A 24,449-nucleotide genomic window follows, 5' to 3' on the forward strand; every position below is an offset into this window, starting at 1 on the left:
CAGCGGCCGTGCTCTGCCCGGGAGCAAAGCACGACACAGCGAGCGAAAGCCAGCGTCCCCGCTAGGGGTGGCGAGCCACCCGCGCGATCTCGAAGGCACAATCTCCCTGCACCGCGACGGGTATGCCTTCGTCACGCCCGATCCAGCGTTGCCCTCCGGGGCCGATGTTTTTATCCCGCCACCGTTCGTAGCGGGAGCGATGCCCGGCGATCGCGTCCGCGTCCGCGTGCGGCCCGGCAGTCGCGCCGACCGGCTCGAAGGTCAGGTCGTCAACATCCTGCAGCGGGCACATACGTCCGTGGTCGGCATCTTTCACCGCGATGTGCGCGGCGACTACGTCCAGCCGCTCGATGCGCGCTTGCGCGAGCGCATCCGCATATCGTCCGAAGGCCAGGCGAAGCCTGGCAAGCCCTCGCGCCACCGCGTCATCGGTGACCAGTCCCGCGCGCACACTTCCGGCGACCTCGACGGCATGGTGGTCGATGTCGAGCTTACGCGCTTCGCCACCGGCGTCGCGCCCGCGCAGGGTCGCATCCTCGAAGTCCTCGGCCGCCGCGACGATTTCGGCGTCGACGTCGAGATCATCATCCGCAAGCATTACCTGCCCCACCGCTTCAGCGAGTCCGCGCTGGCGGAGGCGGCGGCGATTCCCGCCGCCATCGCGGAAGCGGTCCTGCTCGACCGCCGTGATTTCCGTTCCTTGCCCATCGTCACTATCGACGGCGAGTCGGCCCGCGATTTCGACGACGCCGTCCTCGTCCGTCCCCTCGCCGGCGGCCACTTCGAGCTGCAAGTGCACATCGCCGACGTCGCCCATTACGTCCAGCCCGGCTCCGCCATCGACGAAGATGCCCGCCAGCGCGGCACCTCCGTCTACTTCCCGGACCGCGCCGTGCCCATGCTGCCGCTCGAGCTCTCGACCAACCTCTGCAGTCTGCGGCCGCACGAAGACCGGCTGACCATGTCCTGCCTCATGGAAATTGACGCCGAGGGCAAGATCGTCAGCCATGAGCTCATGCCCGGCGTCATCCGCTCCGCCGCCCGCATGACCTATACCCAGGTCAACGCCATCCTCGAAGGCGACACCGCGCTGCGCCACGAGTTCGCGCCCCTGGTTGCAGGCTTCGAGGCCATGGCCGCGCTGCAGAAAGTGCTCTATGCCGCCCGCATGCGCCGCGGCTCCATCGACTTCGATCTGCCCGAACCCGAAATCGCTTTTGACGAGTTCGGCCTGATGCGCTCCATCGTCAAATCCGAGCGCAACATCGCCCATCGCCTCATCGAAGAGTTCATGCTCGCCGCCGCCGAAACCGTCGCCCGCCATCTGCGTGCCGCAGGCGCAGGCCGGGCTGGGGACCCCGGGGCCCCCAACCCGGCCGAGCCTCAAGCGGGTGGCGTGGCGCAGCCACGCCAGGCCCCGCGCCAATCAATCGTCGAGTCGGTTTACCGCATTCACGAGCAGCCGGAGTTGAAAAAGGTCCTCGATTTCGAGCAAACCGCCGCCGCCTTCGGCTATTCGCTTGGCCTGGGGCCACTCCCCGTAAAGCAAATGCGGGTAGGCGGCCGTAGCGTGTCGATTCCACAGGAAGGCAAGTTCCGCATCTCGCCGCGCCATTACCAGCGCCTGGCCGAAAAAGTCGCCGGCAAGCCCGAGGAGCGCATTCTGTCGTTTCTCATGCTGCGTTCGCTCAAGCAGGCCCGCTACTCCGCCAACAACGCCGGTCACTTCGCCCTCGCCACCGATTGCTATACTCATTTCACCTCGCCCATCCGCCGCTACCCCGACCTGATGGTCCACCGCATCCTCAAGTCCCTGCTGGCCAGCGAGCAACCGCCTCCCGACCTCCGTTCGCGTGAATCTCTGGAACCAAAGTGCCGCCGCTGCAGCGAGCAGGAACGCGAAGCCGATGATGCCGAACGCGAACTGATGGACTGGAAAAAAGTCCGCTTCATGGAGCAGCGCCTCGGCGACGAGTTCCCTGCCCTCATCCTGCACGCCAACCGCGACGGCTTTTTCGTCGAGCTGGAAGATCAGTTCATCGAGGGCCTCGTCCCCGCCAGCGCTCTCGATGACGACCGCTACTATTTCCGCAGCGCCACCCAGGAGTGGATCGGCGAGCGCTCCCGCCGCCGCTACCGCCTGGGTGCTCGCCTCACCGTCCGCGTCGACCGTATCGACCCGGTCCGCATGCAGATCCACTTCGCCCCCGTCCCGGCGCCATGAGGTCCGCCCAGCGCGGGCCGCGCGGCGCACCCGCGCTGGGTGCCCGCGATCAATGAATTCCACCGCCTGCTATATTCTCATCATGAGCACCCCAGTTTCCCCCTCTTTGCCCGGCCCCACCCCCGAGCGCATCTACGCCTGCATGATGGCCTTCCAGCGCAGCACTGCCCTGAAGGCTGCGATTGACCTTAACCTGTTTTCAACCCTTGCAGCCGCTCCGCGCACCGCGGCGCAGGCCGCGCAGCAGCTCCGCCTCCCCGAGCGTGGCGTTCGCATACTCTGCGACTTCTTGTGCATCGAAGGCCTCCTGGTCAAAGATGCCGCTCGCTACCGCCTGGCGGAGGACGCGGCCCTGTTCCTCGATCGCCAATCCCCCGCGTATTTGGGCGGCGTGGCCGAGTTCCTGCTTGCGCCGGAGCAGATGCATGCTTTCCAGGAGCTTGCCGCCGCGGTGCGGAATGGCGGCGCACCCGGCACCGGACCCGTCGCCGACTATCCGCACTGGATCACCTTCGCCCGCGCCATGGGCCCCTTCATGGCCATGCAGGCAGAAATGCTGGCGGAACGGTTCGGTCCCGTGCATGGCCGTATTCTCGACATCGCTGCCAGCCATGGACTGTTTGGGATCGCTTTCGCCCGCCGCTCCGCGCAGGCCGAGGTGACAGCTCTCGACGCCGGGCCGGTACTGGAGGTGGTGGCCCGTGACAATGCTGCCAAGGCAGGGGTCGCCGCGCGTTATCATCTGCTGCCCGGCGATGCTTTTACCACCCCGCTCGGCGACGGCTACGAGCTCACGCTGCTCTGCAACTTTTTACACCACTTCGCGCCCGCTACAATTGTGCCCTTTCTGCGCCGTGTGCATGCGGCGCTGAAGCCGGGCGGTCGCGTAGTTACCCTTGAGTTCGTGCCCAACCCCGACCGTATTTCTCCCCCTTTCTCTGCAAGTTTCAGCCTCACGATGCTGGCCGAAACCGCCGAAGGCGACGCCTACACCTTCGCTGAATTCGAGCAAATGTTCCGCGAGGCCGGCTTCGCTTCGCTGGAACAACATCCGCTGCCCACGCCCCAGACGGCGCTGCTCGCACGCGCATGATTGTAAGCGTCGCCTACGCGGGCTCGATGGCCGCGGTAATGGAAGGCCCCCTGAAGCAGGCGGCGCGGCAACAGGGTTGGGAGCTGCGCGGCCGTGCCGAAGGCGCGACCGCGCTCGCCGAGCTGATCGTCGGCGGCGCGCTGTCGCCCGACGTTTTTATCAGCATTACGCCCGGGCCCATGCAGCGCGTCGAAAAGGCCGGCAAAGCCGGCCATCTGATTCCGTTTGCACGCACAGAAATGGCGTTCGCGTACGCGCCACGCGGACGCTGGGCGCGGCCCCTCCGCCACGAGCCCTGGTGGCGGGTGATGCAAGCGCCTGGCTTCCGCCTCGGCCGTTCCGATCCCCGTACCGATCCGCAGGGCCGCAACGTCATCTACACATGCCTGCTCGCCGAAACCTGGTATCGCCAGCCCGGCCTGGCGCACCGCATTCTTGGGCCATGGCTCAACCCCAAGCAGATCTTCTCCGAAAGCACGCTGGAGGCGCGGGTGCAGGGTGGGCAGCTTGACGCCGCCGCCGCTTACGGCTTTCAGCCCGCCGACTACGGCCTGGCGGCGCTCACGCTGCCGGCGTCCATCAGCCTCGGCTCGCCTCCATCTGCCAGACTGGAGTTGAGCTTTGGCATGCATCGCTACCATCCGGAGCCACTCGTTTTTTACGCCGCCGCGCTGACCGCCGCGCCCCATCCCGAAGCCGCGCGTGCCTTCGTCGCCTGGCTCGCTCAGCCTGAGGCGCAAACGATTTTGCATAAGGCAGGCTACGGCCATGTCTAGTGTCCCAGCGCTCGCCTGGTCTCCCGCCAAGGCCCCAAGAGGCTGGAAGCGCTGGGCCGCCGTCGTCTTTGCGATCCTGCTTCTTTATCCCTTCAGCGGCCTCGCCGCCCACGTTGGCCCCTGGCAATGGAGCGGCGGCGCCGGCGCCGATGCGCTCGCTTCGGTGCGCGTCTCGCTGGTGCTCACCGCCATCGCGATGGTGATCGTGGTCGCTATCGGCACGCCGCTGGCGCTCTATATCCGCCGCGTGGCGCGCTGGGAACGGCTGGCCTGGCAAGCCGTGCTGCTGCTCTCGATGCTGCTGCCCGCGCTCGCCCTGGGCATTTTGCTCACGCTCTCGCTCCGGCCCGAAGGCGCCGTGGGCGGCGTGCTCTGGCGCTTGGGCATGGTCACCACCAACAGCGGCTTCGCCTTCGTGCTGACGCAGGTCTACGTCAGCATCGGCTACTACGTGCTGGCCGCAGTCGCCGCTCTAGACGCCGTGCCCGCGGGCATCGAAGAGCAGGCGGCCCTGCTCGGGCTGCGGCCACGCCAGGTCTTCGCGCGCGTCACGCTGCCGCTGGCGCTTTCCGGTCTGGTGGTGGCGCTCAGCCTGGCCTGGGCGCGCGCCATCGGCGAATTCGGCGCAGTCGTGGTCACGGCGTATTATCCGGCCGGCATGCCGGTGCAACTCTGGATCGACTTGCAAAGCCGCGGCCTCAGCGCAGTCCTGCCGCTGCTGCTCATCTTTTTGCTGGTAGCACTCCCGTTGCCGGTGGCGGCGCATTTAGCGGCGAGGCGGCGTCATGCTTGAGGTCGCCATCCGCAAGCAGCGCCGCGACCTCAGCGTTGCCGCCGAGTTCGCGCTCCCTGAGGGTGCCTCATTGGGCCTGTTCGGACCTTCGGGTGCGGGCAAGAGCACCGTCCTCAACTGTATTGCCGGCCTCGAGCCGCCCGACGCCGGAAGCATTACACTCGACGGCGAGACCTGGTTTCCGCCGCCGCTCGCGGTCCATCGCCGCCGCGTCGGCTATCTGTCTCAGCAGCCCTGCCTGTTTCCGCACTTGACCGTCGCCGCTAACGTCACCTTTGCTGGCGGCGCCAGCTCGGCCTGGCTGGACGAGCTGCGCGCGCGCCTTGCGCTCGATACCTGTTGGGACGCATCGGTGCACAAGCTCTCCGGCGGCCAGGCTCGCCGCGTCGCCCTGGCGCGCATGCTGCTCCGCCGCCCGCCACTAGTCTTGCTCGACGAGCCCTTCGCCGGCCTCGATCGCGCCAACGTGCGCGCCATGCTCGAGGCCCTTCAGGCCTGGCGCGCCGCCATCGGCTTCACCCTCATCGCCGTCGATCACCAACCTGATGTGCTGGAGCAAATGACCGGCGCCGTGATCTGGATGGATCAGGGCCGCGCCTCCGCCCCACAAACCTGGCAGAGTCTGCGGAGCAACTCAGAGCCTTCACTCCAGGCGCTCCTCGAGCCCCTTCAACCGCCGATTCGGACCATTGCGCGATCAGGCTTGTGAAAGCCGGGCTCGCCGATATGATGGCGTTCTTCTTTTAGCAGCACCGCCCGCCGGATGAGGTCGGTGAGCGCAGCCTCGTCGCCCGCTTCGAGCGCCGGCCGCAAATCCCATTCGCGCAGTGAAAACAGGCACGTCCGCAGTTGCCCGTCAGCGGTCACGCGCACGCGGCTGCACTGATTACAGAAAGGCGACGACACCGGCGCGATGATGCCGATCTCGCCCGGTGCGCCGTCCGCGAAACGGAAGCGGCGCGCGGTCTCGCTCCAGCGCGGCGCAATGGCTTCGAGCGGAAATACGCGCTCGATGCGCTCGCGCAGCTCGGCGATCGGTACCACGCGCTCGCGGCTCCAAAGCTCGCCCTGTTCCAAAGGCATGAATTCGATGAAGCGCAGCGCGATCGCGCGTTCGCGGGCGAAGGCGGCAAAGTCTTCAATCTCGTCGTCATTCACCCCGCGCACCAGCACCACATTGACCTTCAGCGGCGCTAGGCCCACGTCGGCAGCAGCCCGGATGGCCGCCAGCACATGCGGCAGCCCACCGGACACCCGCGTAATGCGCGCCGCCTTGGCCGTCTGCAGGCTGTCGAGGCTCACAGTCACCCGGTTCAGCCCGGCCGCGTGCAGCGCCTCCGCCTTAGGCGCCAGCAGATGGCCGTTGGTCGTGAGCGCAGTTTCGATGCCGCCCATTGCCGACAGAAACTGCACGAACTCGACCAGTCCCGCCCGCAGCAGCGGCTCGCCGCCCGTCAGTCGGATCTTGCGGATGCCCAGCCCGACAAAGACCTTCGCCAGCCGCTCCAGTTGCGGCCACGGCAAAGGTTCCGTGGCCGTGTGGCCGGGATCGCCATAGCGGCAGTAAACGCAGCGATAGTTGCAGCTCTCGGTCACCGATAGCCGCAGATCGGTAATGGCGCGGCCAAAACTGTCATACAGCCCGCCACGCAAATGCTGGTAATCGGCAGGCGTGTTGAGGTTGTCAAACAGCCGCGTGCCGAAGCGGGCAAGCTCGGCCGGCGCCAGGCATTGCTGCGGCGCTTGCGCCAGAATACCCGCGAGCGACGGCACCGGACCCGATCCCACCGCCGTGAGCCACGGCAGCAGCGCGCGTGTGTAGACCGCGCACAGCGGTTGATGTTCGGGCCAACTCCAGCCGTCACGGGCTTCGCTCCTCGCCATCAGATAGCGCAGAAACTCCGGCGTGACGTGCGGCAGATCGCACGCCAGCACCAGCACACGCGGCTGCCAGGCAAGTGCCGCCAGAATTCCGCCCACCGGACCCGAGCCGGTTACTGCGTCATCCAATCGCACCGTGCCCGCAACCTCGGGCAGCTCCATGCCCGCAGGCGCAACTACGGCCACGGCCGTGGCTCCAGCCCCGCGCGCCAACGCCACCATGTGCGCCAGCAGCGGTTGCCCCTGCCAGTCGAGCCAAGGCTTGGCGCGCCCCATGCGCCGGCTGGCGCCCCCGGCCAGAATGGCCACCGGCATCATAGCAACACCACTCCTACCGTCGCGCCCGAGGGCAGAACCGTCACGCCGGGAGAAATATGCACAAAGGCGTCGGCCGCCGCCGCTGCAGCGAGATCGGCCGAGCCGTGGTAGCGCACATCCACCGTTTCTACGCGCAATCGGTTAGCGCGCAGCCGCACCGGCCGGAACGAATCGAGCTGCAGCGGCTTGCCGGCATAATCAAAGCCCATAGCCGCGGAGACCGTCACCGGCGTGATCGCATCGGCATCCAGGCCGGCGAGCAGTTCGAACGCGGGGCGGACGAGCAGTGCGCAGGAAAGCATCGCGCCCAGCGGATTGCCGGGCAGGCCAAAGTAGAGCCGCCCGCCCAGTTCGCCGAACAACACCGGCCGTCCGGGCCGCACCCGCACCGCGTCGAACGCCAGCCGCACGCCGATGCTATCGAGCAGCGGCGCCACCAGGTCGGCGGAGCCGACCGACGCCCCGCCCGCAAACACGATCACATCGGCCCCGAGCGTCAGCGCCTCTTGCAGCGCCGCCTCCAGCGCCGCGGCTTCGTCGCGCACCAGGCGTTCGTACACCACCTCGGCGCCATAGCGCCGGCACTGCGCCTGCAACATGGGACCATTCGAGTTGCGGATCTGCGCCGCACCCGGCTGCGCCGTTGCCGCGACCAGTTCATCGCCCGAGGCGATGATGGCCACGCGCGGCGGCTGGAACACGACCAGCTCCGTCACCCCGGCGCTGGCGGCGGCGGCGATCATCGCCGGCGTCACGCGCCGCCCGGCCGCGGCCACGACCGCGCCTGCCGGGCTGTCGCTGCCCACCTTGGCGATGTTGTCGCCTTTATGCTCGCCCGCATTCACCACAATGCGGCCATCGCTGTCGATTTGGGTGTGCTCGATCATGACCACGGTATCGAGCTCCGCAGGTACCGCTGCGCCGGTCATAATGGCGACGCATCCGCCTGACCCGGCGCGTGGCGCCTCGCCGCTTCCCGCGCGCACTTCCCCCACGCAGCGCAGCGGCGCGCCGAGGTCGGCCGCGCGCAACGCATAACCATCGCGCATCGCGCGTCGGAATGGCGGCCAGGGGCGGTCGCTCTGCACCGGCTCCGCCAGCACCGGCGCCGCCGGCAACGGCACTTGCGCGAGCGGCCGCCGCGGCCAGTCGCGCTGCCGCCGCACCGCGGCGGCGGTATCGATCACCCGCTGGCGCGCCGTCCCGAGGCCGCACTCCTGCGCTGGCGGATGCTGATGGAACGCGGTTTGCGGCTCTGGGTGAGATAATCGAGTCATCGTGCCGCTGCCTAAGCCTCAATTATCGCACTTGCATCCGCGCGGCGGCGTGCGCATGGTCACCGTTACCGGCAAGCCCGCGACGGCACGGGTCGCCGGCGCGAGCGCGCGCGTGCACCTGCCGCCCGCCATGCTGCGCACCCTGCGGCGCGGCGCCGGCGCCAAAGGCGAGGTGCTCGAAATCGCGCGCATCGCCGGTATCCAGGCGGCGAAACGCACGGGGGAACTGATTCCTCTCTGCCATCCGCTGCCCCTGACCGGCATCGAGATGGACGCCCGCTATATACGGGACGGGATCGAATTGCGCAGCACCGTCGCCACCACGGCCCCGACCGGCGTCGAGATGGAAGCGCTGACCGCGGTCAGCGTGGCCGCGCTCACCGTCTACGACATGGCCAAGGCGCTCGGCCACGAGATCACCTTCGACGTCCGCCTCGAGCACAAATCCGGCGGCCGCTCCGGAAGCTGGAAGCGGGGAGCCTAGCCGGTGCCCCGTCCACCCAGGTTCCATTTTCCCTCTCCCTCGCCCAATCCCTCGCCCGGCGCGGCCGAGGGGGAGCCGACCAGCGGGAGGCGTCGGGGCGAAGCCCCGGCTACAGGCGGCGCGAGCCGCCGCCGACGCGCAATCGTAATTACCGTCAGCGATCGCAGCGCCCGCGGGGAGCGCGCCGACGCCAGTGGCCCGCGCGTGGCCGCGCTGCTCACCGCACACGGCTTTGAAGTCGTAGCCACGGTCATCGTGCCCGACAACCGGCGGCAGATCGTGGCTGCGCTGCGGGCGGCGGCGCGTGCCGCCGCGCTGGTGGTCACCACCGGCGGTACTGGCTGCGCGCCCCGCGACATCACGCCCGAGGCCACTGCGCAGGTCATCGAGCGCGCCGCGCCCGGCCTGGCCGAGGCCATGCGCGCCGCCGGTGCGCACAAACAGCCGCGCGCGTGGCTGAGCCGCGGCATCGCCGGCCTCTACGGCCGTAGCCTCATTCTGAATTTGCCCGGCAGCCCGGCTGGTGCGGCCGAAAGCCTCGAGGCCATCATCGAGATCCTGCCGCATGCAATTGACAACGCCGCTGCTGCCGATCACAAGGAGGCCTAGGCGATGCGGGTGAAGGTGCTGCTGTTTGCCGCGCTCGCCGAACAATATGGCGCGCGCCAGCTCGCGCTCGACCTGCCTTCCGGCGCCGCTGCGGGTGCGGTGTGGGAAATGCTGCGGCGCGATCATCCGCAATGGGGCGAAATCGGCCACGCGGTTCTGCTCGCGGTCAACGGCGAGTTTCAGCCCGCGACGGCGCCGCTCACCGCCGGCGACACCGTGGCGCTGCTGCCGCCCATGTCGGGAGGATCGTCGGGAGGAAGCGGCACCAGCCACACCGCCCTCGTGCGCGGTCCCTTGCCGCCGCCGCCCGCCTGGGTCGATGCGGGCATCGGCGCCACGGTGCGCTTCGACGGCATCGCGCGCGATCACACGCCCGCCGCGCCCGGCAAACAGGTGCTCCGGCTCGAATACGAAGCCTATGAGGAGATGGCGGCTGCACGTCTGGCCGCGATTGCCGACGAGGCCACCGAGCGCTGGGGCCTGCGCGGCCTCGAGATGGTCCATCGCCTCGGCAGCGTGCCCGTGGGCGAAGCCAGCGTGCGCGTGATCACCGCCGCGGCTCATCGCGCTGCCGCCTTTGACGCCTGCCGCTTCGCTATCGACACCCTCAAACGCTCAGTTCCGATCTGGAAGAAAGAATTCTTTGCCGACGGCAGTCACTGGGCGGACGGTGACTTCCCCGCCGGCCCCGCGGGCCCGGTGGACAACGCCTCGCGCGGCGCCCACAAGGGGTAGTCCAGCCCCGCGAGGCGATTGATCACAATCGCTTGCAGCGTCAGCGCGGCCACCGCCAGCTCAATCACGAGAAGATAAAATGGCCGTGTCACGATGCCCAGCGACACGATGAGCGTGGTGGCGCCCGCGGGCGGATGCGCCGCCTTGAGCAGAATCATCAGCGCGCCCGTCAGCGCCAGCGAGAGCGAAGCCGCCAGCAAACGGTGAAAGCCCATCACCTGCGTCGCCGGCGGCGCATGCGTGAGGCCAAACACGACCAGAGTGAAATAGCCGCAGGCGATGCCGATGGCATGGCCGTAGATGGTGTTGCGGGGCGAAGCGGTCGGGGAGTCCGGCGTGAAGAAGAACAGAAACGCGGTGGGACCGAGTGACGGAAAAATATCGGGCGTATGCATCAGCATGCCCACCAACGCCATGATCCCCAGGCTGAGGAAACCGTTGATGAACACGAACGCGGCCCAGATGGGTCGCGCTGGAAAACGGCCTAACAGCGACGTCAGCCGCAGCCGGCGCAACAGAACCGGCACCACCGCCGGCTCCAGCAGCCGCAGCCGCCCGGCATCAGAGGCGCGGCGCTTAGCCGCCAAGCAATTCCTGCTCCAGGGCAATGGCGCGGGGAAACAGCGCGGTGTCTTCCAGTTCGATGTGAACTTTCATGTCCTCGTCGAAGGCCTTGAGGGCGTCGTAGAGCGCGCGCACCTCTTCCGCCGCCTCTGCCGGGGCAACAAATCCGCCGGTTTCGTCGCGCATCTGCGCCAAAAGCTTTTCCGCCTCGCCATGCTCCATCACCATCATGCGGATGGGATTGCCAACGCTGCCGAAGGCGGGCTGCGGCGGCGGCGTATGCTCGCGCTGCGCCACCGCGAACTTGGCGATCAGCGGGAACAGCATCATCTCTTCTTTGGCCAGATGCTGTGACAACGCCTGGCACAGCGTCGCAAAGCCAGAGGTCAGTTTCGCTCCGCCGCCGCTCCCGGCGGTGACGAACATGGCCTGCATCCGGACCATTTCCTTGCGGCAATAGGCATGGTGGGTGCTGACGATGTGGGTCATCAGCTCTGGCAGCGGTGCATTTTTCCAATCGGTTGTCATGGTTGATTCCCCGCGGCAGCAGTAGCAGGCGCCCTCGCCGAGGGTGGCAGTTTGTGGCGCGAAAGCAGGAAAGCCAGTACGCTCTGCAAATCCTGTTGCGAGATATTGCCGTTGTAGGACGGCATGTTGGTGGCCCCGCTGAAGATGCGGGTGGTGATCTGCTCGGCAGTCAGCCGGTCGCCGACGTCGCTCAGGTTCGGTCCGCGCACGCCGCCGTAGCCGTCGATGGTGTGGCAGAACTCGCAGCCCTTGTCGTAAAACACTTTGGCGCCCGCCGCTTCCGGCCCGGTGGCCGTGCCCACCACCGACACCGGCAGCGGCTTGGCATTAAAGCGCGGCGACCAGGGAGCGATGGCGCCGAGGTGGCTGAAGTAGGCGATGGTAATGACAATGCCGGCGACGATGACAATGGACCAGGGCCGGTGAATGAGGCTGCGCTCGCCCCGGCTGCCGGCAAAGGGCAGCGCAAACAACAGCCCGAAGAAGATCAGCGGCGCCAGTATGATGACGTAGTTTTCCGTCCAGCGCGGAATCACCGACAGCAGCGCGTAGTACCAGAGCAAGTACCAATCTGGCCGGGGCGAAGCGCCCATCAGCGTTGGGTCGGGCGCCTGGCCGATTTTTTCCGGACCCAGCGTCATTGCCAGCCCAAAAATGATGGCGATGACGATGAAGCCAAAGACGGCGTCGCGCCAGGCGGCGTCGGGGAAGAAGGGCTCGCCGTCGCGCGCCAGTAACCCCTTGTACCAGACGCGGTAGGTGCGCGGGTCCACCGGCCGGCCAGTCTTGGGCGGCTCGGAAATGCCGTTGTGGACCACCAGGTACAGGTGCAGCCCCAGAACCAAAAAGATCAGTACCGGGATGAAAAATACATGTAACGCGAAGAAGCGGCTGAGCGTGGCTCCGCCCGCGGTGTCGCCGCCCAGCACCAGGTGCCCGAACCAGTTGCCGATGAACGGTGACCGGCCCGCCTGCTCGGCCCCCACCACCGCCGACCAGAAGCCGTTCTGGTCCCAGCGCAGCAGTTGGCCGGTGAAGGCCATGCCCAGCACCAGGATCAGCAGCACCACCCCCGAGAGCCAGTTCATCTGGCGCGGGTACTTGTACGACGCCATCAGATACACGCGGATGGCGTGAATCCCGATCAGCACCACCATCGCCGAGGCGCCCCAGTAATGAATGCCGCGTACGATGTGACCGAACGTCGAGCTGGAAATGAACAGCAGCGTCTGATAGGCCTGGCCGCTCGAGGCCACGTAAGAACTGGAGAGCGCGATGCCGGTGACGATCTGCACCAGGAAGACGAACAGCGTCGCGCTGCCCAGCACATACAGCCAGGCGGATTTTTTGGCGCGCGGCACGCGGTGGAACAGCAGCGGGTGCAGCATCGCCGAGGTGCCGGTGAGATCGTCGAACCACAGCCAGGCGCGTTTCCAGGCGGGAGGTCGATCGCTCGGTTTGTCGGTCAGCGGGCTCATGGGTTCGGCTAGGTGATCGGCAACGGACTGGTTAAAATTTGCACGCGGCCGTCGGCGACGCGCACGGGATAGCGGCTGAGGGGGCGTGGCGGCGGACCGGAGGCGACGGTGCCGTTGGCGTAGAACACGCCGCCGTGGCAGGGGCACATGAACAGGTTGGCGTCGGGCAGCCAGCGGATGGGACAGCCGAGGTGCGTGCAGTCCACCGAGAAGGCGATGAACTCGTTCTCTGTTTCGTGGCGCAGCCAGGCGGCGGTGTTCGCGGTTACGCCCGACCAGGGCAGCGGCGAGGGGTCCTCAAATTTGACCAGGATCGTGCTGCCCTGCGGAAACTGCTCCACCCCGCCGACATCGCGCCAGAGCTTGGTGGGCTTGCGCAGGCCCAGTAAAAAGGCCACGCTGGGCACGCCAATCAGCGCCGCGCCCAGCGCCCCCAGCCCCAGCGACAGCCGCGTCAGAAACTTGCGGCGTGAGGGGCTCAGGCACCCTTCGCAGGGCGCGTCGGGATCGGGCGCCGGCGCCGACGGCTGCGGATTGTCCAGATCACTCATTCTTGCCTCGCGAAAGTTGCTGTTTAGGACCTCGGTACCAAATTACCCGCTGATACGGGCGCCAGAGGTAATGCACCGGCATCTTGATGAGGTGTACCAGACGGCTGAAGGGAAACAGCAGAACCAGGATGAAGCCCAGCACGAAATGAATCTGGATGAACGCCGGCAAACTGGCGACGGTGGCGGTTTCCGGATGCAGCCGCGCCAGCGACCAGAACCAGGGCACCGCCGTATGCACGTACCACAGCCCGCCCCAGCGGTTGAACAGCGCCACGCCGATGCCGGTCAGCACCTGGACCAGTAACAGCGCCAGAATTAGGCCGTCCATGCGCGAGGTCACATAGCGCGCCAGCTTGGCATAGCCGGTGCGGCGGATGATAAGGATGACGATGCCCACCAGCGCCATAAACGACAGCGCAATACCGGTGCACTCGATGATCATCCGCCGGATGGGCGCGCCCAGCAGCGCCGTGGTCACGCCCGGGAAAATCGCCGCCAGCAGATGCACCAGCAAAATGATACCGATACCGTAATGCCAGGGCACCGAGCCCCAGTACAGCTTCCGGTTCTCCAGCAGTTGCGATGACAGGCTCGAGTAGGAGTACGGCTGCTTGTAAAACCGGTAGGCGCCCACGCCAAACGCCAGCGCCAGCGCCACGTAAGGCAGCGCGACGTAGAAAAACTCGTTCATGCGGCCGCCTCGCCCAGGGGGTGGCTGGCCAGCAGCAGGTAGAGCGCCTGCAGCAGCGGCTGATAGATATGATCGGGCGGCACGCGTTGCGTCAGGGTGCGCAATCCCGGCAGCACGCAATAAGGCGCCAGATCCTGAATCTCCGCGTCCTCGGGCGAGCGCGCCAGCAGCCGCAGTAGCCAGCAGAGATGATCGGGCAGTTCCGTGCCCACATCCAGACCGGCTTTCTTCGCCGCCGCCGCCAGTTCAATCAGCAGGGCGCTGTGCTTGCCATGGTCTTCGCCAAACAGTTGATGGCCGAGGTTGAGGGTGCAATCGGGCTGCAAGTCAAAGGTGGCGGCGTAAATTTCTTCAAGCTGCGTCAGCGGCAGCGCCTGCGCCTGGCGTGCGAATTGCCCGACCAGGTCGCGCATCACCGGCGAGGCGTCAGGCCAGGCGTCAGGCGAGCATGCCGCTAGTCTGGCCGGGGTGGGATAGTCAAGCAGGTCGGCGAATTGCTCCAGGTTTTCCATGCTCACATGCCCCGCTTCGCGATCTGCACGAAGCCGGCGCCCTTATGCTCCTGGAAGTCCTGGGGATCGTCCAGCATCGCCACCGCCTGCTCGCGCATCATCGGCGGAATGACGTAACGCTCGTCGTCGTTGGCGATCGAGGTGAGGTGATAGATGCCGTCCACCTCTTCGCGTGAAACGCCGGCCTGCTGCCGCGCCACCGCGGCGCGCGTTTCGGTCACGTCGCCCACCGACTCGGCCCGCAGCGTCATGCGCACGGCGATCAGCTTGCGATAGATCTCCGCCACCTTCTCCTCGTCGCCGGCGCTGAACAGGCTGGCCAGATACTTCAGCGGCAGCCGCGCCTTTTCGAGCGACGAGAACATGTCGCCGTTCATCTCGAAGCTGCCGTTGGGCACCGTCGCCAGCACCGGCAGCAGCGGTGGAATGTAGAACAGCATGGGCAGCGTGCGCCATTCGGGGTGATAGGGCAGCGCAATGTTCCACTGCTTGATGTACTTGTAGGTCGGCGAGCGCTGCGCCGCATCGATCACAGCATCGGTGACACCGTTCGCCTTGGCGGCGGCGATGATCCCGGGGTCGTGTGGATCGAGAATCAGCGCCTTGTGCGCCTCCACCAGCTCATGGTCCGGGTGGCTGGCGGCATCGTGAATGCCGTCCGCGTCGTAGAGCACCACCCCCAGGTAGCGGATGCGGCCCGGGCAGGTGTGGAAGCAGGCCGGGGCAATACCGTCCTCCAGGCGCGGGTAGCAGAGAATGCACTTCTCCGCCTTGCCCGTCTCGTAGTTGAAATACATCTTCTTGTACGGGCAGCCGCTGATGCACATGCGCCAGCCCTGGCATTTCTCCTGGCTGACCAGCACGATGCCATCCTCGCCGCGCTTGTAAATGGCGCCCGTCGGGCAGGCGGCCACGCAACTGGGATTCAGGCAGTGATTGCAGATGCGCGGCAGGTAGAAGAACACCAGTTGGCGCAGATGGAAAAATTCGTGCTGTTCTTCCGGCGTCAGCTTCTTCAGGTTGGGGTCATTGGCGGCGTAAATATCCGAGCCGCCCAGGTCATCATCCCAATTCGGCCCCGCTTCAATGTCCATGTCGCGGCCGGTAAGCATCGAGATGGGCCGCGCCACCGGCTGCTCGGTCGATTGCGGCGCGTCGAACAGGTCGCTGTAGCGATAGGTCCAGGGCTCGTAGTAATCGTCCAGCTCCGGCAGCCGGGGGTTGTAGGCCAGATTCGCCAGCTCCGTCGGCCGCGCCGCCAGCTTGAGCTGCAGCTTGCCGTTGCGCACCTCCCAGCCGCCGCGATACAGCTCCTGGTCCTCATAGAGCGTGGGGTAGCCGGTGCCTGGCTTGGTCTCGACGTTGTTCCACCACATGTACTCCGTGCCCGGCCGGTCGGTCCATAAATTCTTACAGGCCAGACTGCACGTGTGGCACCCGATGCATTTATCCAGGTGAAACACCATCGACATTTGCGCTCTGACATTCATGACTTCACCGGGTCCATGGGGGGTTTGCCCTTGAGCTTGCGGACCAGCACATAGCTGTCGCGGTCACTCGCCGCCGGGCCGTAATCGTTGAAGCGGTAGGTATGCTGGCCGTAGCCGCCTACCATGAGCACCGGTTTCAGCCGCATGCGCGTGAGGCTGTTGGTGCCGCCGCCGCGATGTTTGCGCGTCGGCGACAAGGGAAAGCCTACAGTCCTCTCGGGCGCGTGATAGAAGATGCACAGGCCGCGCGGCAGCCGCGCGCTCACCACCGCCCGCGTAACGATGGCGCCATTGTCGTTGTAGGCTTCGATCCAGTCGTTGTCGAAGACGCCAATCGAGGCCGCATCCTCATGATTCAGCCAGAACGGCTCGATGCCGCGCGACAGCGTCAACATGCGCAGGTTTTCCGAGTAGGTGCTGTGGATGTGCCACTTGCCGTGGGGCGTGATATAGGCCAGCGTCAGCGCCGGTTCATTTTCCGGAGCCCGGCTGCTGGCCAGATTGAGGCTGTGTTCGAGGCTGATGGGCGGCTTGAACGTCGGTAGGGCTTCGCCAAAGGCGCGATAGCCTTCGTGGTCGAGATAATGGCTCTGCCGGCCGGTGAGCGTACGCCAGGGCACCAGGCGCTCCACGTTCTGCGCGAAGCCGGTATAAGCGCGGCCATCATTGGCGATGCCGCTCCAGCAAGGGCTGGTCAGCAGCCGGCAGGGCTGCTGTACTAAATCCTGGAACTGATAGCGGGTGGCGCGGCCGGGCTCGCCCAGATCCGCCAGCTTTTGGCCGGTCTCTTTCTCGCGCGCCAGAAAACCGCGATAGGCCACTTCGCCATTGGTCTCGGGCGCAAAGTACAGGACCATATTGGCCGCCTCCACCGGGTCCACCAGCGAGACATAGTCTTTGCCATCCCAGCTATATTTCGGCGCCGAGCGCGCGAACTCGTCGTACAGGTCGGCCACGGGCATGTGAATGCCGCGGTCCTCGACGCCGTCGCGCCGCAAGTTGGGACCGAGCGCGCAGAAATGATGCGCCAGGTTGGGGTAGTCGCGCTCCACCAGCTTGAAGCGCGGCATCGTCTTGCCGGGAATCGGCTCGCACTCGTCCGTCAGCCAGTCGCGCACCTCCGGCTGGGCGATCTCATCGGGCGTGTCGTGCAGCAGCGGCTCGGCCACAAGGTCCTCGACCGGCTCGGGGAAATGCGCTGGTGCCAGCGCGCTCACCTTCTCCGCCAGGCGGCGGAAAATCTCCCAGTCCGTCTTCGACTCCCAGCAGGGCGGCACCGCCGCGCCCAGTGGATGAATGAAGGAGTGCAAATCGGTAGTGTTGAGATCGTTTTTCTCGTACCAGCTTGCCGCGGGCAGCACGATATCGGAGTAGAGCGCCGACGTGTCCATGCGGAAATTCAGGTCCACGACCAGATCCATCTTCCCCGTGGGCGCGATGTCTTTCCAGACGATGTCGCGCACCGTGCCTTCGGCGCGCTCCTCGGCGATGGCGCTGTCGCCCGTGCCCAGATAATGCCGCAGGAAGTACTCGTGCCCTTTGGCGCTGGTGTGAATCGCGTTCGCGCGCCAGATGAGCCACACCCGCGGCCAGTTCACCGCCGAATCGGGCTCGCGCACGGCAAAGCGCAGCCGGCCCTGATGCAGCTCGCGCACGATCCAGTCCTGAATCTGCGCTGGCGTCTGAGCGCCTTCGGCGCGCGCCTGCAACACCAGCTCCAGCGGGTTTTTCGAGAACTGCGGGAAAAACGGCAGCCAGCCCGAACGCACCGCCCGCGCCTGCAAGTCCATGGTATGGCTGGCGGCAAACGGACCCTCCTGCGGCCCCGGTTCAGGAAACCCCTGCTCGTAGCGCCACTGATCGCTATGGACGTAATGAAACGACGGCCCGTTCTGCAGCCGCGGCGGCTTGACCCAGTCGAGCGCCATCGCCAGCGCCACCCAGGAGGCCATGGGCGCCAGCTTTTCCTGCCCGGTGTAATGGTTCAGCCCGCCGCCGTTCACCCCCACGCAGCCGCACAGCACCAGCGCGGTAATGCTGGCGCGATAGTGAACATTGGCGTGATACCAGTGGTTCGTGCCGGAGCCGATGATGACGGTGCATTTGCCGTGGGTCTTTTCCGCGGTGACCGCAAACTCGCGCGCGAACTGCACGACTGTCTCCCGCCCGATGCCGGTGTACTGCTCCTGCCAGGCGGGCGTGTAGGGATTGTCGGCATTGTTATAGTCGGTGACCGCCGCTTCCCCGTCCAGGCCGCGCGCCACGCCGTGCTGCGCCATCAGCAGGTCGAGCACCGTGGTAACCGGAACTTCGCCCCTGGCGGTCTGCACGTAGCGCACCGGCACGGCGCGCTGCATGCGCCGTTCGCTGCCGTGCTCCACAAAGCTGACGGCCAGCGTTTTTGCCTGTGGCGCGAGCAGCGTCAGCTCGGGCGCGAGCGCTGCGCCGTCCTCGCCGTCTTTCATCTCCAGATTCCAGCGGCCCTTCTGCTGCTGCCAGCGATGCCCGACGGCGCCCTGCGGACTGCGCGGTTGGTTGCTGGTCTTATCCCACACCAGCAGCTTCCAGTCGCCGTTCTCCACGCCGGCGTAGCGCGCCAGGCGGCCCGCACGCAAAAACTTGCCCGGCCGGTAGCCGTCGAGCCCATCCGGCTCGAGCTCGACCAGAAACGGGGCGTCGGAAAAGCGCGACTGGTAATCCTGAAAATAATCGACCTGCCGCTGGTGGTAGAACTCGGTGAGGATGACGTGGCTTACCGCCATCCAGAAAGCGGCATCCATGCCCGCATGCACCGGCACCCACCAGTCGGCGAACTTCGACACCTGGCTGAAATCCGGCGACAGCACCACCAGCTTGGCGCCGTGGCCGCGCGCCTCCGCCACGAAGTGCACGTCGGGCGTGCGCGTCATGGACAAATTGCTGCCCACCACCACGATATATTTGCTGTTGAACCAATCGGCGCTTTCGGCCACGTCCGTCTTCTCGCCCCAGACCTCGGGCGAGGCGGGCGGAAAATCGGCGTACAGATCGTAAAAGCTGAGCATCACCCCGCCCAGCAGTTGCAGAAAGCGCGAACCCGCGGCGTAGCTGATCATCGACATCGCCGGAATCGGCGAAAAGCCAATGATGCGGTCCGGACCATATTCCCGGATGGTGTACAGCAGCGAAGCCGCGATGATCTCCAGGCATTCATCCCACGTCCCGCGCCGGAAGCCGCCGCGCCCGCGCGCCTGCTGGATGGCGCTGCGCGCGCCCTCATCCCGCATCAGTGCCGCCCAGGCGTCGACCGGGTCGGCATGCGCCGCCCGCACCGCGCGCCAGTGGTCGAGCAGCACGCCGCGCACGTAGGGATACTTCACCCGGATAGGACTGTAGATGTACCAGGAAAAACTGATGCCGCGCTGGCAGCCGCGCGGCTCATACCCCGGCAGCGATGGATCCAGCTTGGGATAATCGAGCGCCTGCGTCTCCCACGTCACCATGCCGTTTTTGACGAACACATCCCAGGAGCAGCCGCCGGTGCAGTTGACGCCGTGGGTGCTGCGCACCACCTTGTCGTGCTGCCAGCGGTTGCGGTAGAACTCTTCCCAGCTCCGGAGCTTGGGGTTCACGAGGTCTTGTATCCAGCTCATGCGCCTTCCTCTTCCCTGCCCTCCGCCGGAGGCGCGGCAAGGGGCGGCCGGCTCTTAAATTGTCGCCGCGCTTCCGCCACCAGATTGCGGCGCACGTTGAGCAGCCGGTTGCGGCCCGCGTAGCCGACGATCAGCATGAAGATGATGAACAGCAGCGCCGCCAGCGCAAACACCGGCAGCGTCGTCTCCCGTGAACTTTGGGTTGACGAGTACTGCAGGAACGCGGCCAGATCGGCGCGCTCCAGGGGCGTAAGCTGGTGCGCCTTGTAGAGCGGGTACATGGTGGGGAAATACAGCGTCGTCAGAATCGACTCGATCCCCTGGGTGCCCATGCGCCGATAGGCGGTGGTCAGGTCGGGGCCGAGCGTGCCGCCGTTGGGAAACGGCAGGCCAGCGGCGCTATGACAGGCGATACAGGCCGGACCGCCGCGCGCGAAACGGGTGTGGCCGGAAAACAGCGCCGCCCCTGCGGCAACCGAACCCGCCTGTACTTCAGCGGACGTGGCCTGCTGCGCCGCAAGCGCGCACGTCACCAGCAAAACCGCCAGGAGGGTGATCGCGGTACGGCGTGCATCGCAGCCCATCACTTGCGATGATACCGATGCGGGAAGCTGAAAGGCAACCGCGTAGTCCTGCTGCAACAGCGGTCGCATGTGGCCTGATCTATTTTTCGCTCCCTCGCAGGCCATGCTTGCGCATCGCGTAACGCAGCGTGTCGCGGGTGATGTCCAGCAGCCGTGCCGCCTGACTCTGATTGCCATGCGCCGCGCCGAGCGCAGCGGCGACCAGCCGCTTTTCAATTTCGTCCATCGAAGTTCCTTCCGGCGGAATGTGCAGATCCGGCGCAAACCGCCCCGAAGGCAGCGGCTGCCAGGCGACCGCGCCGTTGCCTTGGGCCTGGCTCGCGCCCGGAAAAGCTGTGGCCAGCGCCGGCAGATGCGAGTTGGCCGCGAACGGCAGCGCCTCGGCGCGGATGAGCGGGCCATCTTCAAGAATCATCGCCCGCTGGATGGTGTTCTTGAGCTCGCGCACGTTGCCCGGCCAGGAATAGCCCAGCATGATCCTTTCGGCCTCCGGCGCCAGGCCCTCGACGCGCCGGTCAAAGCGGCGGTTGAACTGCTCGATGAAGAATTTGGCCAGGATGGGGATGTCCTGCGGCCGGTTCCGCAGCGGCGGAATGAAGATCGGCAGCACACTCAGCCGGTAGTAAAGATCCTGCCGGAAGCGGCCGGCATCGACTTCCGCCTGTAAATTGCGGTTCGAAGCCGCCACCACGCGCACATCGAGTGCAACGTCGCGCACTCCGCCCAGCCGCCGCAGCGTCTGCTCCTCGAGCGTGCGTAGCAGCTTGCTTTGCAGCGGTAGCGGCAGCTCGCCGATCTCGTCCAGAAAGAGCGTGCCGCCGTTGGCCGCCTCGAACAGGCCGCGCTTGGTGGTTTTGGCGTCAGTAAAGGCGCCTTTCTCATGACCGAACAGTTCCGACTCAATCAGCGTTTCCGGAATCGCCGCGCAATTCACCGGCACAAACGGCCCCCCAGCGCGGCGGGACTCGCGATGAATCACCTGCGCCAGCAGATCCTTGCCCGTGCCGCTTTCCCCTTGCAGCAGCACCACCGTGCCGGCGCTGGCGGCGGCACGGTGCACGAATTGCATCATGGTCCGCAGCGCCGGCGAAGTACCCACCACCTCGGCTGCCGGCCGGGTGCGGCGCACCTGGTCCTGCAGCGCCTCCACCTGCTGACGAAGCTGGCCGGTTTCGAGCGCATTGGCGATGGTGATTTTCAATTCATCAAAGTCGATGGGCTTCGACAGATAGTCAAACGCTCCCAGCCGCAGCGCCGTCTTCACGTCATCGAGCTTGGGATCGGCGGTAATCAGAATGACCGCAGGCGGCTGCGCCCCGGTGCGCAGCTCCCGCAACAGGTCGACGCCATTGCCGTCCGGCAGCCGGATGTCGAGCAGCACCAGATCGGGCACGCCCGTCTGGCAGAGCTGCCGCGCCTGCGCGCAGCTTTCCGCCGGCTGCGGCTCGTAGCCCCATTCGACGCACTTGCGCTCCAGCGCCCAGCGCAGCAGCCGCTCGTCGTCAACGATCAGGATTCGGGGTTTTGTCTCCATAGGTAAGCGGCAGCCAGACGGTGAAGGTGCTGCCGCACTGGGGCTGACTGCGGACGTCGATCCGGCCACCGTGCAGTTCCGCGATGCGCTGGCAGAGCGGCAGGCCGAGACCATTGCCCTGCGGGCCCTTGGTGGTGAAAAAGGGCCGAAAAATATTGGGGAGTTCGGCCGGAGCAATGCCGCGGCCGTTGTCGCGAACGCTAATGGACGCCATGCCGCCTTCGGCGGCGGTCGTCACGCTGACCGATCCTGTGCCCCCGCTCCCGGTCGCCTGGACACCGTTGATCAGCAAATTCGTCACCAGGCGTTCGATCTGTTCCGCGTCATGGCGCACCGGCGGCAGGTTGCCGGGAGCCAGCATCAGGCGCGTGTGATGCTGGCAGGCCATGGGCGCGGCCAGCCGCACGGCGCGCTCGACCGCGGCATTCAAATCGCCCACCTCCATGGCGGGCGGCCGCGGCCGCGCATAATGCAGCAGGTCATCGACAATGTTGCGGATGCGCCCGACCTGCTGTACCACGTCGGCCATGACTTCCGGCTCGCTGCACACCTCGCCCTGCAGGATTTCCAGCGCGGCCGCAATGCCGGCCAGCGGATTCTTGATTTCATGCGCCAGTCCGGCGGCAATTTCCCCCAGCGTGGCCAGATGCCCGGCGCGCAGCAGTTCCAGTTGTTGCCGGTGATGCTCCTCCATCTCATGCTGCCGGCGGTCGCGGATGTCGCGTAGCGACTCGATCACCAGCGAGCGCGTGCCCAGGCGCAGATGGCTGAAGCGCACTTCGACGGGCAGCTCGCTGCCATCCGGCCGTGTGGCCGCCAGCTCGATGCCTTGCTCCGCCGGAGCAAACACGGTCTGCTGCAAGGCCGCCTCGCGGTGCGCGCGATGCTGCTCGCGCAGCGGCGCCGCAATGCAGTCATCGGCGCTGCGGCCGGTCAGCGACTCGACCGGCGCCTCCAGAATGGCGGCGACGTTGCGGTTGGCATGGATGATTTGGCCCGCGGCGTTGAGCACCAGGATGCCATCCGGCGCGCTGTCCATCAGCGCGCGAAAGCGCAGCTCGTTTTCCTGAAGCTGCACTTCGCGCCGCCGGTGCATGGTGATATCAGTGTTGGATTCCAGCATGCCCGCGGGCTGGCCGGAGCCGTCGCGGCGCAGCACCCAGCGGCTGCTGACAACCACCTCGGCGCCGGATTGACGTACCTGCTGCAGCTCGCCTTCCCAGTGCCCGGTTGCGAGCACCGCCGCTTCGATCTCCGCCAGCGGCTGCGGATACCGGCTCTGCAGCAGCACCGTGAGCTGCTTGCCCGCCGCCTCGCTGCGGGTCCAGCCGTACATGCGTTCCGCGCCCCGGTTCCAGTAGCGCACAATGCCACTCAGATCGCGCACCACCATGGCATCGCTGGTCAGATCCAGCAGCGCCGCCTGCTCGGCCAGCGCTTCCATATCCTGGGCCGCCAGCTCTGGAGCTAGAGACACGAATCCCTCCTGCCGCCATTATGGTCGAACTCCGGCAGCAGGAGGGAGAGGCGTGGGTCGAGCGCCTAGCGGCTTTTGGTTATCTTCTCGACGTGGATGGTTTTGGAAGTGGGATTATAGGTCCCGTGGATCACGACCGGCTCGCCGGCGTAGGTGCGCGGCATAGTCTGGTTGTCAAGCTTGTAGGTGGTTTTAGTTTTGGCATTGTAGAGGACGAAATCACTGCCCGCCTTGACGCAGGCCAGGGTGCAGTCCTTGGGCGAATGCGTATGGGTCGCCTCATAGCCGTTGGGCGCATGACCACCCATGGTGGCGCACATGCTGTCCATGATTTCACCGTGGAAATTACGCGCATGCGAGGCCGGGGTTTGCGCCAGGGCCACGCTGCAGCCGAGAAGCAGGAACAAAAATGCGAACAGAGAATTTTTCATAGCAACCTTCCTTTGCAGATCGCGTGGCGCCGGAGCTGTCAGGCAGAGGCGGCAAGCGCCTCGTCCGGCAGACTTTGTAGCACGCGCTGATATAACACATTGTTTTCCAGATGCATATGCCAGCGCAAGTCCTGAAGCAACTCCTGCAGCAAAGCGTGCAACACGAGTGCTTCCGGTTCCATATTATCCGATGCGGGAAAGGCGCCCGAGTTACGCTCCAGAGTGCGAATTTCAGCGGAAATCTGCTCATGCTCGCGCATCAGCGCGAGAAGCTGCAGGCGCAGTTCGCTTGCCGCGCGCGCCCGCTCCCATACCGATAGCGACTGCGTGACCGCGCTCTCCCAGCGGGCGATCGCGGCAAAGCCCGTCTCCTCCTCATGTTCCAGGTGCTCGCGCAGCAGCGCCGCAAAGCCGGCGAACTCAACGGTGAGCTGCCGGTAGCTGAGATAATGCGGGCCCGCGCTCACAGTGATCAGGCTGAGCTGCCGCTGAATGCGGGCGCACAATTGCTGCTCGAGGCGATGATGCCGGCTGGTCACATAGCGCCCCAGGCGCGCTAGCGGCGCTTCCATCCAGTCGACCGAGCTCGCCGGACCTGTCGAGGAGCAGTGCTCCAAGCGCCAGAGCAGCCGCCCGAGACCGATTTCCGCCTGCGCGCACGCCGCCGCCAGCGACAGGTTGCCCTCGCAGCAGTAGTCAATTCCACTCTTTTCCAGCAAGCGCGCGCTCTCGGGACTGAGCAGTGCGGCTTCACGGACCGTGGACAAACCGGTCAGCATGTTTCCAT

General features: G+C 66.2%; 23 protein-coding genes. 8 read left to right on the plus strand and 15 right to left on the minus strand.

What is annotated here, in order from left to right:
• The 5 genes from rnr to EPN33_10965 form a co-directional block, all read left to right on the plus strand.
• A partial coding sequence (rnr, locus tag EPN33_10945) for a ribonuclease R (protein ID TAN21619.1) occupies positions 1 to 2,224 on the plus strand: 2,224 nt, incomplete at its 5' end.
• Between the two features lie 82 nt (positions 2,225 to 2,306).
• On the plus strand, positions 2,307 to 3,317 hold the full coding sequence (locus EPN33_10950; GenBank protein TAN21620.1) for a class I SAM-dependent methyltransferase: 1,011 nt from the start codon (positions 2,307 to 2,309) through the stop codon (positions 3,315 to 3,317).
• Positions 3,314 to 4,093, plus strand: a complete 780-nt coding sequence (locus tag EPN33_10955) for an extracellular solute-binding protein (GenBank protein ID TAN21621.1) — start codon at positions 3,314 to 3,316, stop codon at positions 4,091 to 4,093. The genes EPN33_10950 and EPN33_10955 overlap by 4 nt, the downstream gene beginning before the upstream one ends.
• Positions 4,086 to 4,886, plus strand: a complete 801-nt coding sequence (locus EPN33_10960) for an ABC transporter permease subunit (protein TAN21622.1) — start codon at positions 4,086 to 4,088, stop codon at positions 4,884 to 4,886. The genes EPN33_10955 and EPN33_10960 overlap by 8 nt, the downstream gene beginning before the upstream one ends.
• Positions 4,879 to 5,595 (plus strand): ATP-binding cassette domain-containing protein, encoded by a 717-nt coding sequence (locus EPN33_10965; GenBank protein ID TAN21623.1) that lies wholly within the window; start codon positions 4,879 to 4,881, stop codon positions 5,593 to 5,595. The genes EPN33_10960 and EPN33_10965 overlap by 8 nt, the downstream gene beginning before the upstream one ends.
• On the opposite strand, the gene moaA is transcribed toward EPN33_10965, so the two are convergent.
• Both moaA and EPN33_10975 read right to left on the minus strand, forming a co-directional pair.
• Positions 5,556 to 6,770: a GTP 3',8-cyclase MoaA gene (moaA, locus tag EPN33_10970; protein ID TAN21661.1), complete on the minus strand. Its 1,215-nt coding sequence runs from the start codon at positions 6,768 to 6,770 to the stop codon at positions 5,556 to 5,558. The two genes, EPN33_10965 and moaA, sit on opposite strands and share 40 nt — an antisense overlap.
• Before the next feature lie 311 nt (positions 6,771 to 7,081).
• Positions 7,082 to 8,362, minus strand: coding sequence for a molybdopterin molybdenumtransferase MoeA (locus EPN33_10975; GenBank protein TAN21624.1), 1,281 nt, complete (start codon positions 8,360 to 8,362; stop codon positions 7,082 to 7,084).
• 7 nt (positions 8,363 to 8,369) lie between these two features.
• Between EPN33_10975 and moaC the strand changes: the two genes are divergently transcribed.
• The 3 genes from moaC (at position 8,370) to EPN33_10990 (ending at position 10,190) form a co-directional block, all read left to right on the plus strand.
• A complete protein-coding gene (gene moaC / locus EPN33_10980; protein TAN21662.1) occupies positions 8,370 to 8,846 on the plus strand; it encodes a cyclic pyranopterin monophosphate synthase MoaC in 477 nt (158 codons plus the stop codon).
• Positions 8,847 to 8,987: 141 nt separating this feature from the next.
• The gene (locus EPN33_10985; protein TAN21663.1) at positions 8,988 to 9,455 is read left to right on the plus strand and encodes a MogA/MoaB family molybdenum cofactor biosynthesis protein; all 468 of its coding nucleotides are present in this window, start codon (positions 8,988 to 8,990) and stop codon (positions 9,453 to 9,455) included.
• Between the two features lie 3 nt (positions 9,456 to 9,458).
• Positions 9,459 to 10,190: a molybdopterin synthase gene (locus EPN33_10990; protein TAN21625.1), complete on the plus strand. Its 732-nt coding sequence runs from the start codon at positions 9,459 to 9,461 to the stop codon at positions 10,188 to 10,190.
• Here the strand turns inward: EPN33_10990 and EPN33_10995 are convergent.
• The 13 genes from EPN33_10995 to EPN33_11055 form a co-directional block, all read right to left on the minus strand.
• The gene (locus tag EPN33_10995; GenBank protein TAN21664.1) at positions 10,112 to 10,741 is read right to left on the minus strand and encodes an HPP family protein; all 630 of its coding nucleotides are present in this window, start codon (positions 10,739 to 10,741) and stop codon (positions 10,112 to 10,114) included. The two genes, EPN33_10990 and EPN33_10995, sit on opposite strands and share 79 nt — an antisense overlap.
• 25 nt (positions 10,742 to 10,766) lie before the next feature.
• Positions 10,767 to 11,282: a hypothetical protein gene (locus tag EPN33_11000; GenBank protein ID TAN21626.1), complete on the minus strand. Its 516-nt coding sequence runs from the start codon at positions 11,280 to 11,282 to the stop codon at positions 10,767 to 10,769.
• On the minus strand, positions 11,279 to 12,760 hold the full coding sequence (locus tag EPN33_11005; GenBank protein TAN21627.1) for a c-type cytochrome: 1,482 nt from the start codon (positions 12,758 to 12,760) through the stop codon (positions 11,279 to 11,281). The genes EPN33_11000 and EPN33_11005 overlap by 4 nt, the downstream gene beginning before the upstream one ends.
• Positions 12,761 to 12,768: 8 nt before the next feature.
• Positions 12,769 to 13,311 (minus strand): Rieske (2Fe-2S) protein, encoded by a 543-nt coding sequence (locus EPN33_11010; protein TAN21628.1) that lies wholly within the window; start codon positions 13,309 to 13,311, stop codon positions 12,769 to 12,771.
• Positions 13,304 to 14,002 carry a respiratory nitrate reductase subunit gamma gene (gene narI, locus EPN33_11015; protein TAN21629.1) on the minus strand — a complete coding sequence of 233 codons (699 nt, stop codon included), beginning with the start codon at positions 14,000 to 14,002 and terminating at the stop codon, positions 13,304 to 13,306. The genes EPN33_11010 and narI overlap by 8 nt, the downstream gene beginning before the upstream one ends.
• Complete coding sequence (locus EPN33_11020; GenBank protein TAN21630.1) at positions 13,999 to 14,520, minus strand: hypothetical protein; 522 nt, start codon at positions 14,518 to 14,520, stop codon at positions 13,999 to 14,001. The genes narI and EPN33_11020 overlap by 4 nt, the downstream gene beginning before the upstream one ends.
• The gene (narH, locus tag EPN33_11025) at positions 14,517 to 16,004 is read right to left on the minus strand and encodes a nitrate reductase subunit beta (GenBank protein TAN21631.1); all 1,488 of its coding nucleotides are present in this window, start codon (positions 16,002 to 16,004) and stop codon (positions 14,517 to 14,519) included. The genes EPN33_11020 and narH overlap by 4 nt, the downstream gene beginning before the upstream one ends.
• The gene (locus EPN33_11030) at positions 16,001 to 19,636 is read right to left on the minus strand and encodes a nitrate reductase subunit alpha (protein ID TAN21632.1); all 3,636 of its coding nucleotides are present in this window, start codon (positions 19,634 to 19,636) and stop codon (positions 16,001 to 16,003) included. The genes narH and EPN33_11030 overlap by 4 nt, the downstream gene beginning before the upstream one ends.
• On the minus strand, positions 19,633 to 20,397 hold the full coding sequence (locus tag EPN33_11035) for a c-type cytochrome (GenBank protein ID TAN21633.1): 765 nt from the start codon (positions 20,395 to 20,397) through the stop codon (positions 19,633 to 19,635). Before EPN33_11035 ends, EPN33_11030 begins: the two co-directional genes overlap by 4 nt.
• On the minus strand, positions 20,300 to 21,754 hold the full coding sequence (locus EPN33_11040) for a sigma-54-dependent Fis family transcriptional regulator (GenBank protein TAN21634.1): 1,455 nt from the start codon (positions 21,752 to 21,754) through the stop codon (positions 20,300 to 20,302). Before EPN33_11040 ends, EPN33_11035 begins: the two co-directional genes overlap by 98 nt.
• Positions 21,723 to 23,231, minus strand: coding sequence for a PAS domain S-box protein (locus EPN33_11045; protein ID TAN21635.1), 1,509 nt, complete (start codon positions 23,229 to 23,231; stop codon positions 21,723 to 21,725). The genes EPN33_11040 and EPN33_11045 overlap by 32 nt, the downstream gene beginning before the upstream one ends.
• Before the next feature lie 65 nt (positions 23,232 to 23,296).
• Positions 23,297 to 23,662 carry a hypothetical protein gene (locus tag EPN33_11050; GenBank protein TAN21636.1) on the minus strand — a complete coding sequence of 122 codons (366 nt, stop codon included), beginning with the start codon at positions 23,660 to 23,662 and terminating at the stop codon, positions 23,297 to 23,299.
• 38 nt (positions 23,663 to 23,700) lie between these two features.
• On the minus strand, positions 23,701 to 24,441 hold the full coding sequence (locus EPN33_11055) for a hypothetical protein (GenBank protein ID TAN21637.1): 741 nt from the start codon (positions 24,439 to 24,441) through the stop codon (positions 23,701 to 23,703).
• Between the last annotated feature and the right edge of the window lie 8 nt (positions 24,442 to 24,449).

It is taken from the genome of Acidobacteriota bacterium, from assembly GCA_004299485.1.
Taxonomy (GTDB): Bacteria; Acidobacteriota; Terriglobia; order Terriglobales; family SCQP01; genus SCQP01.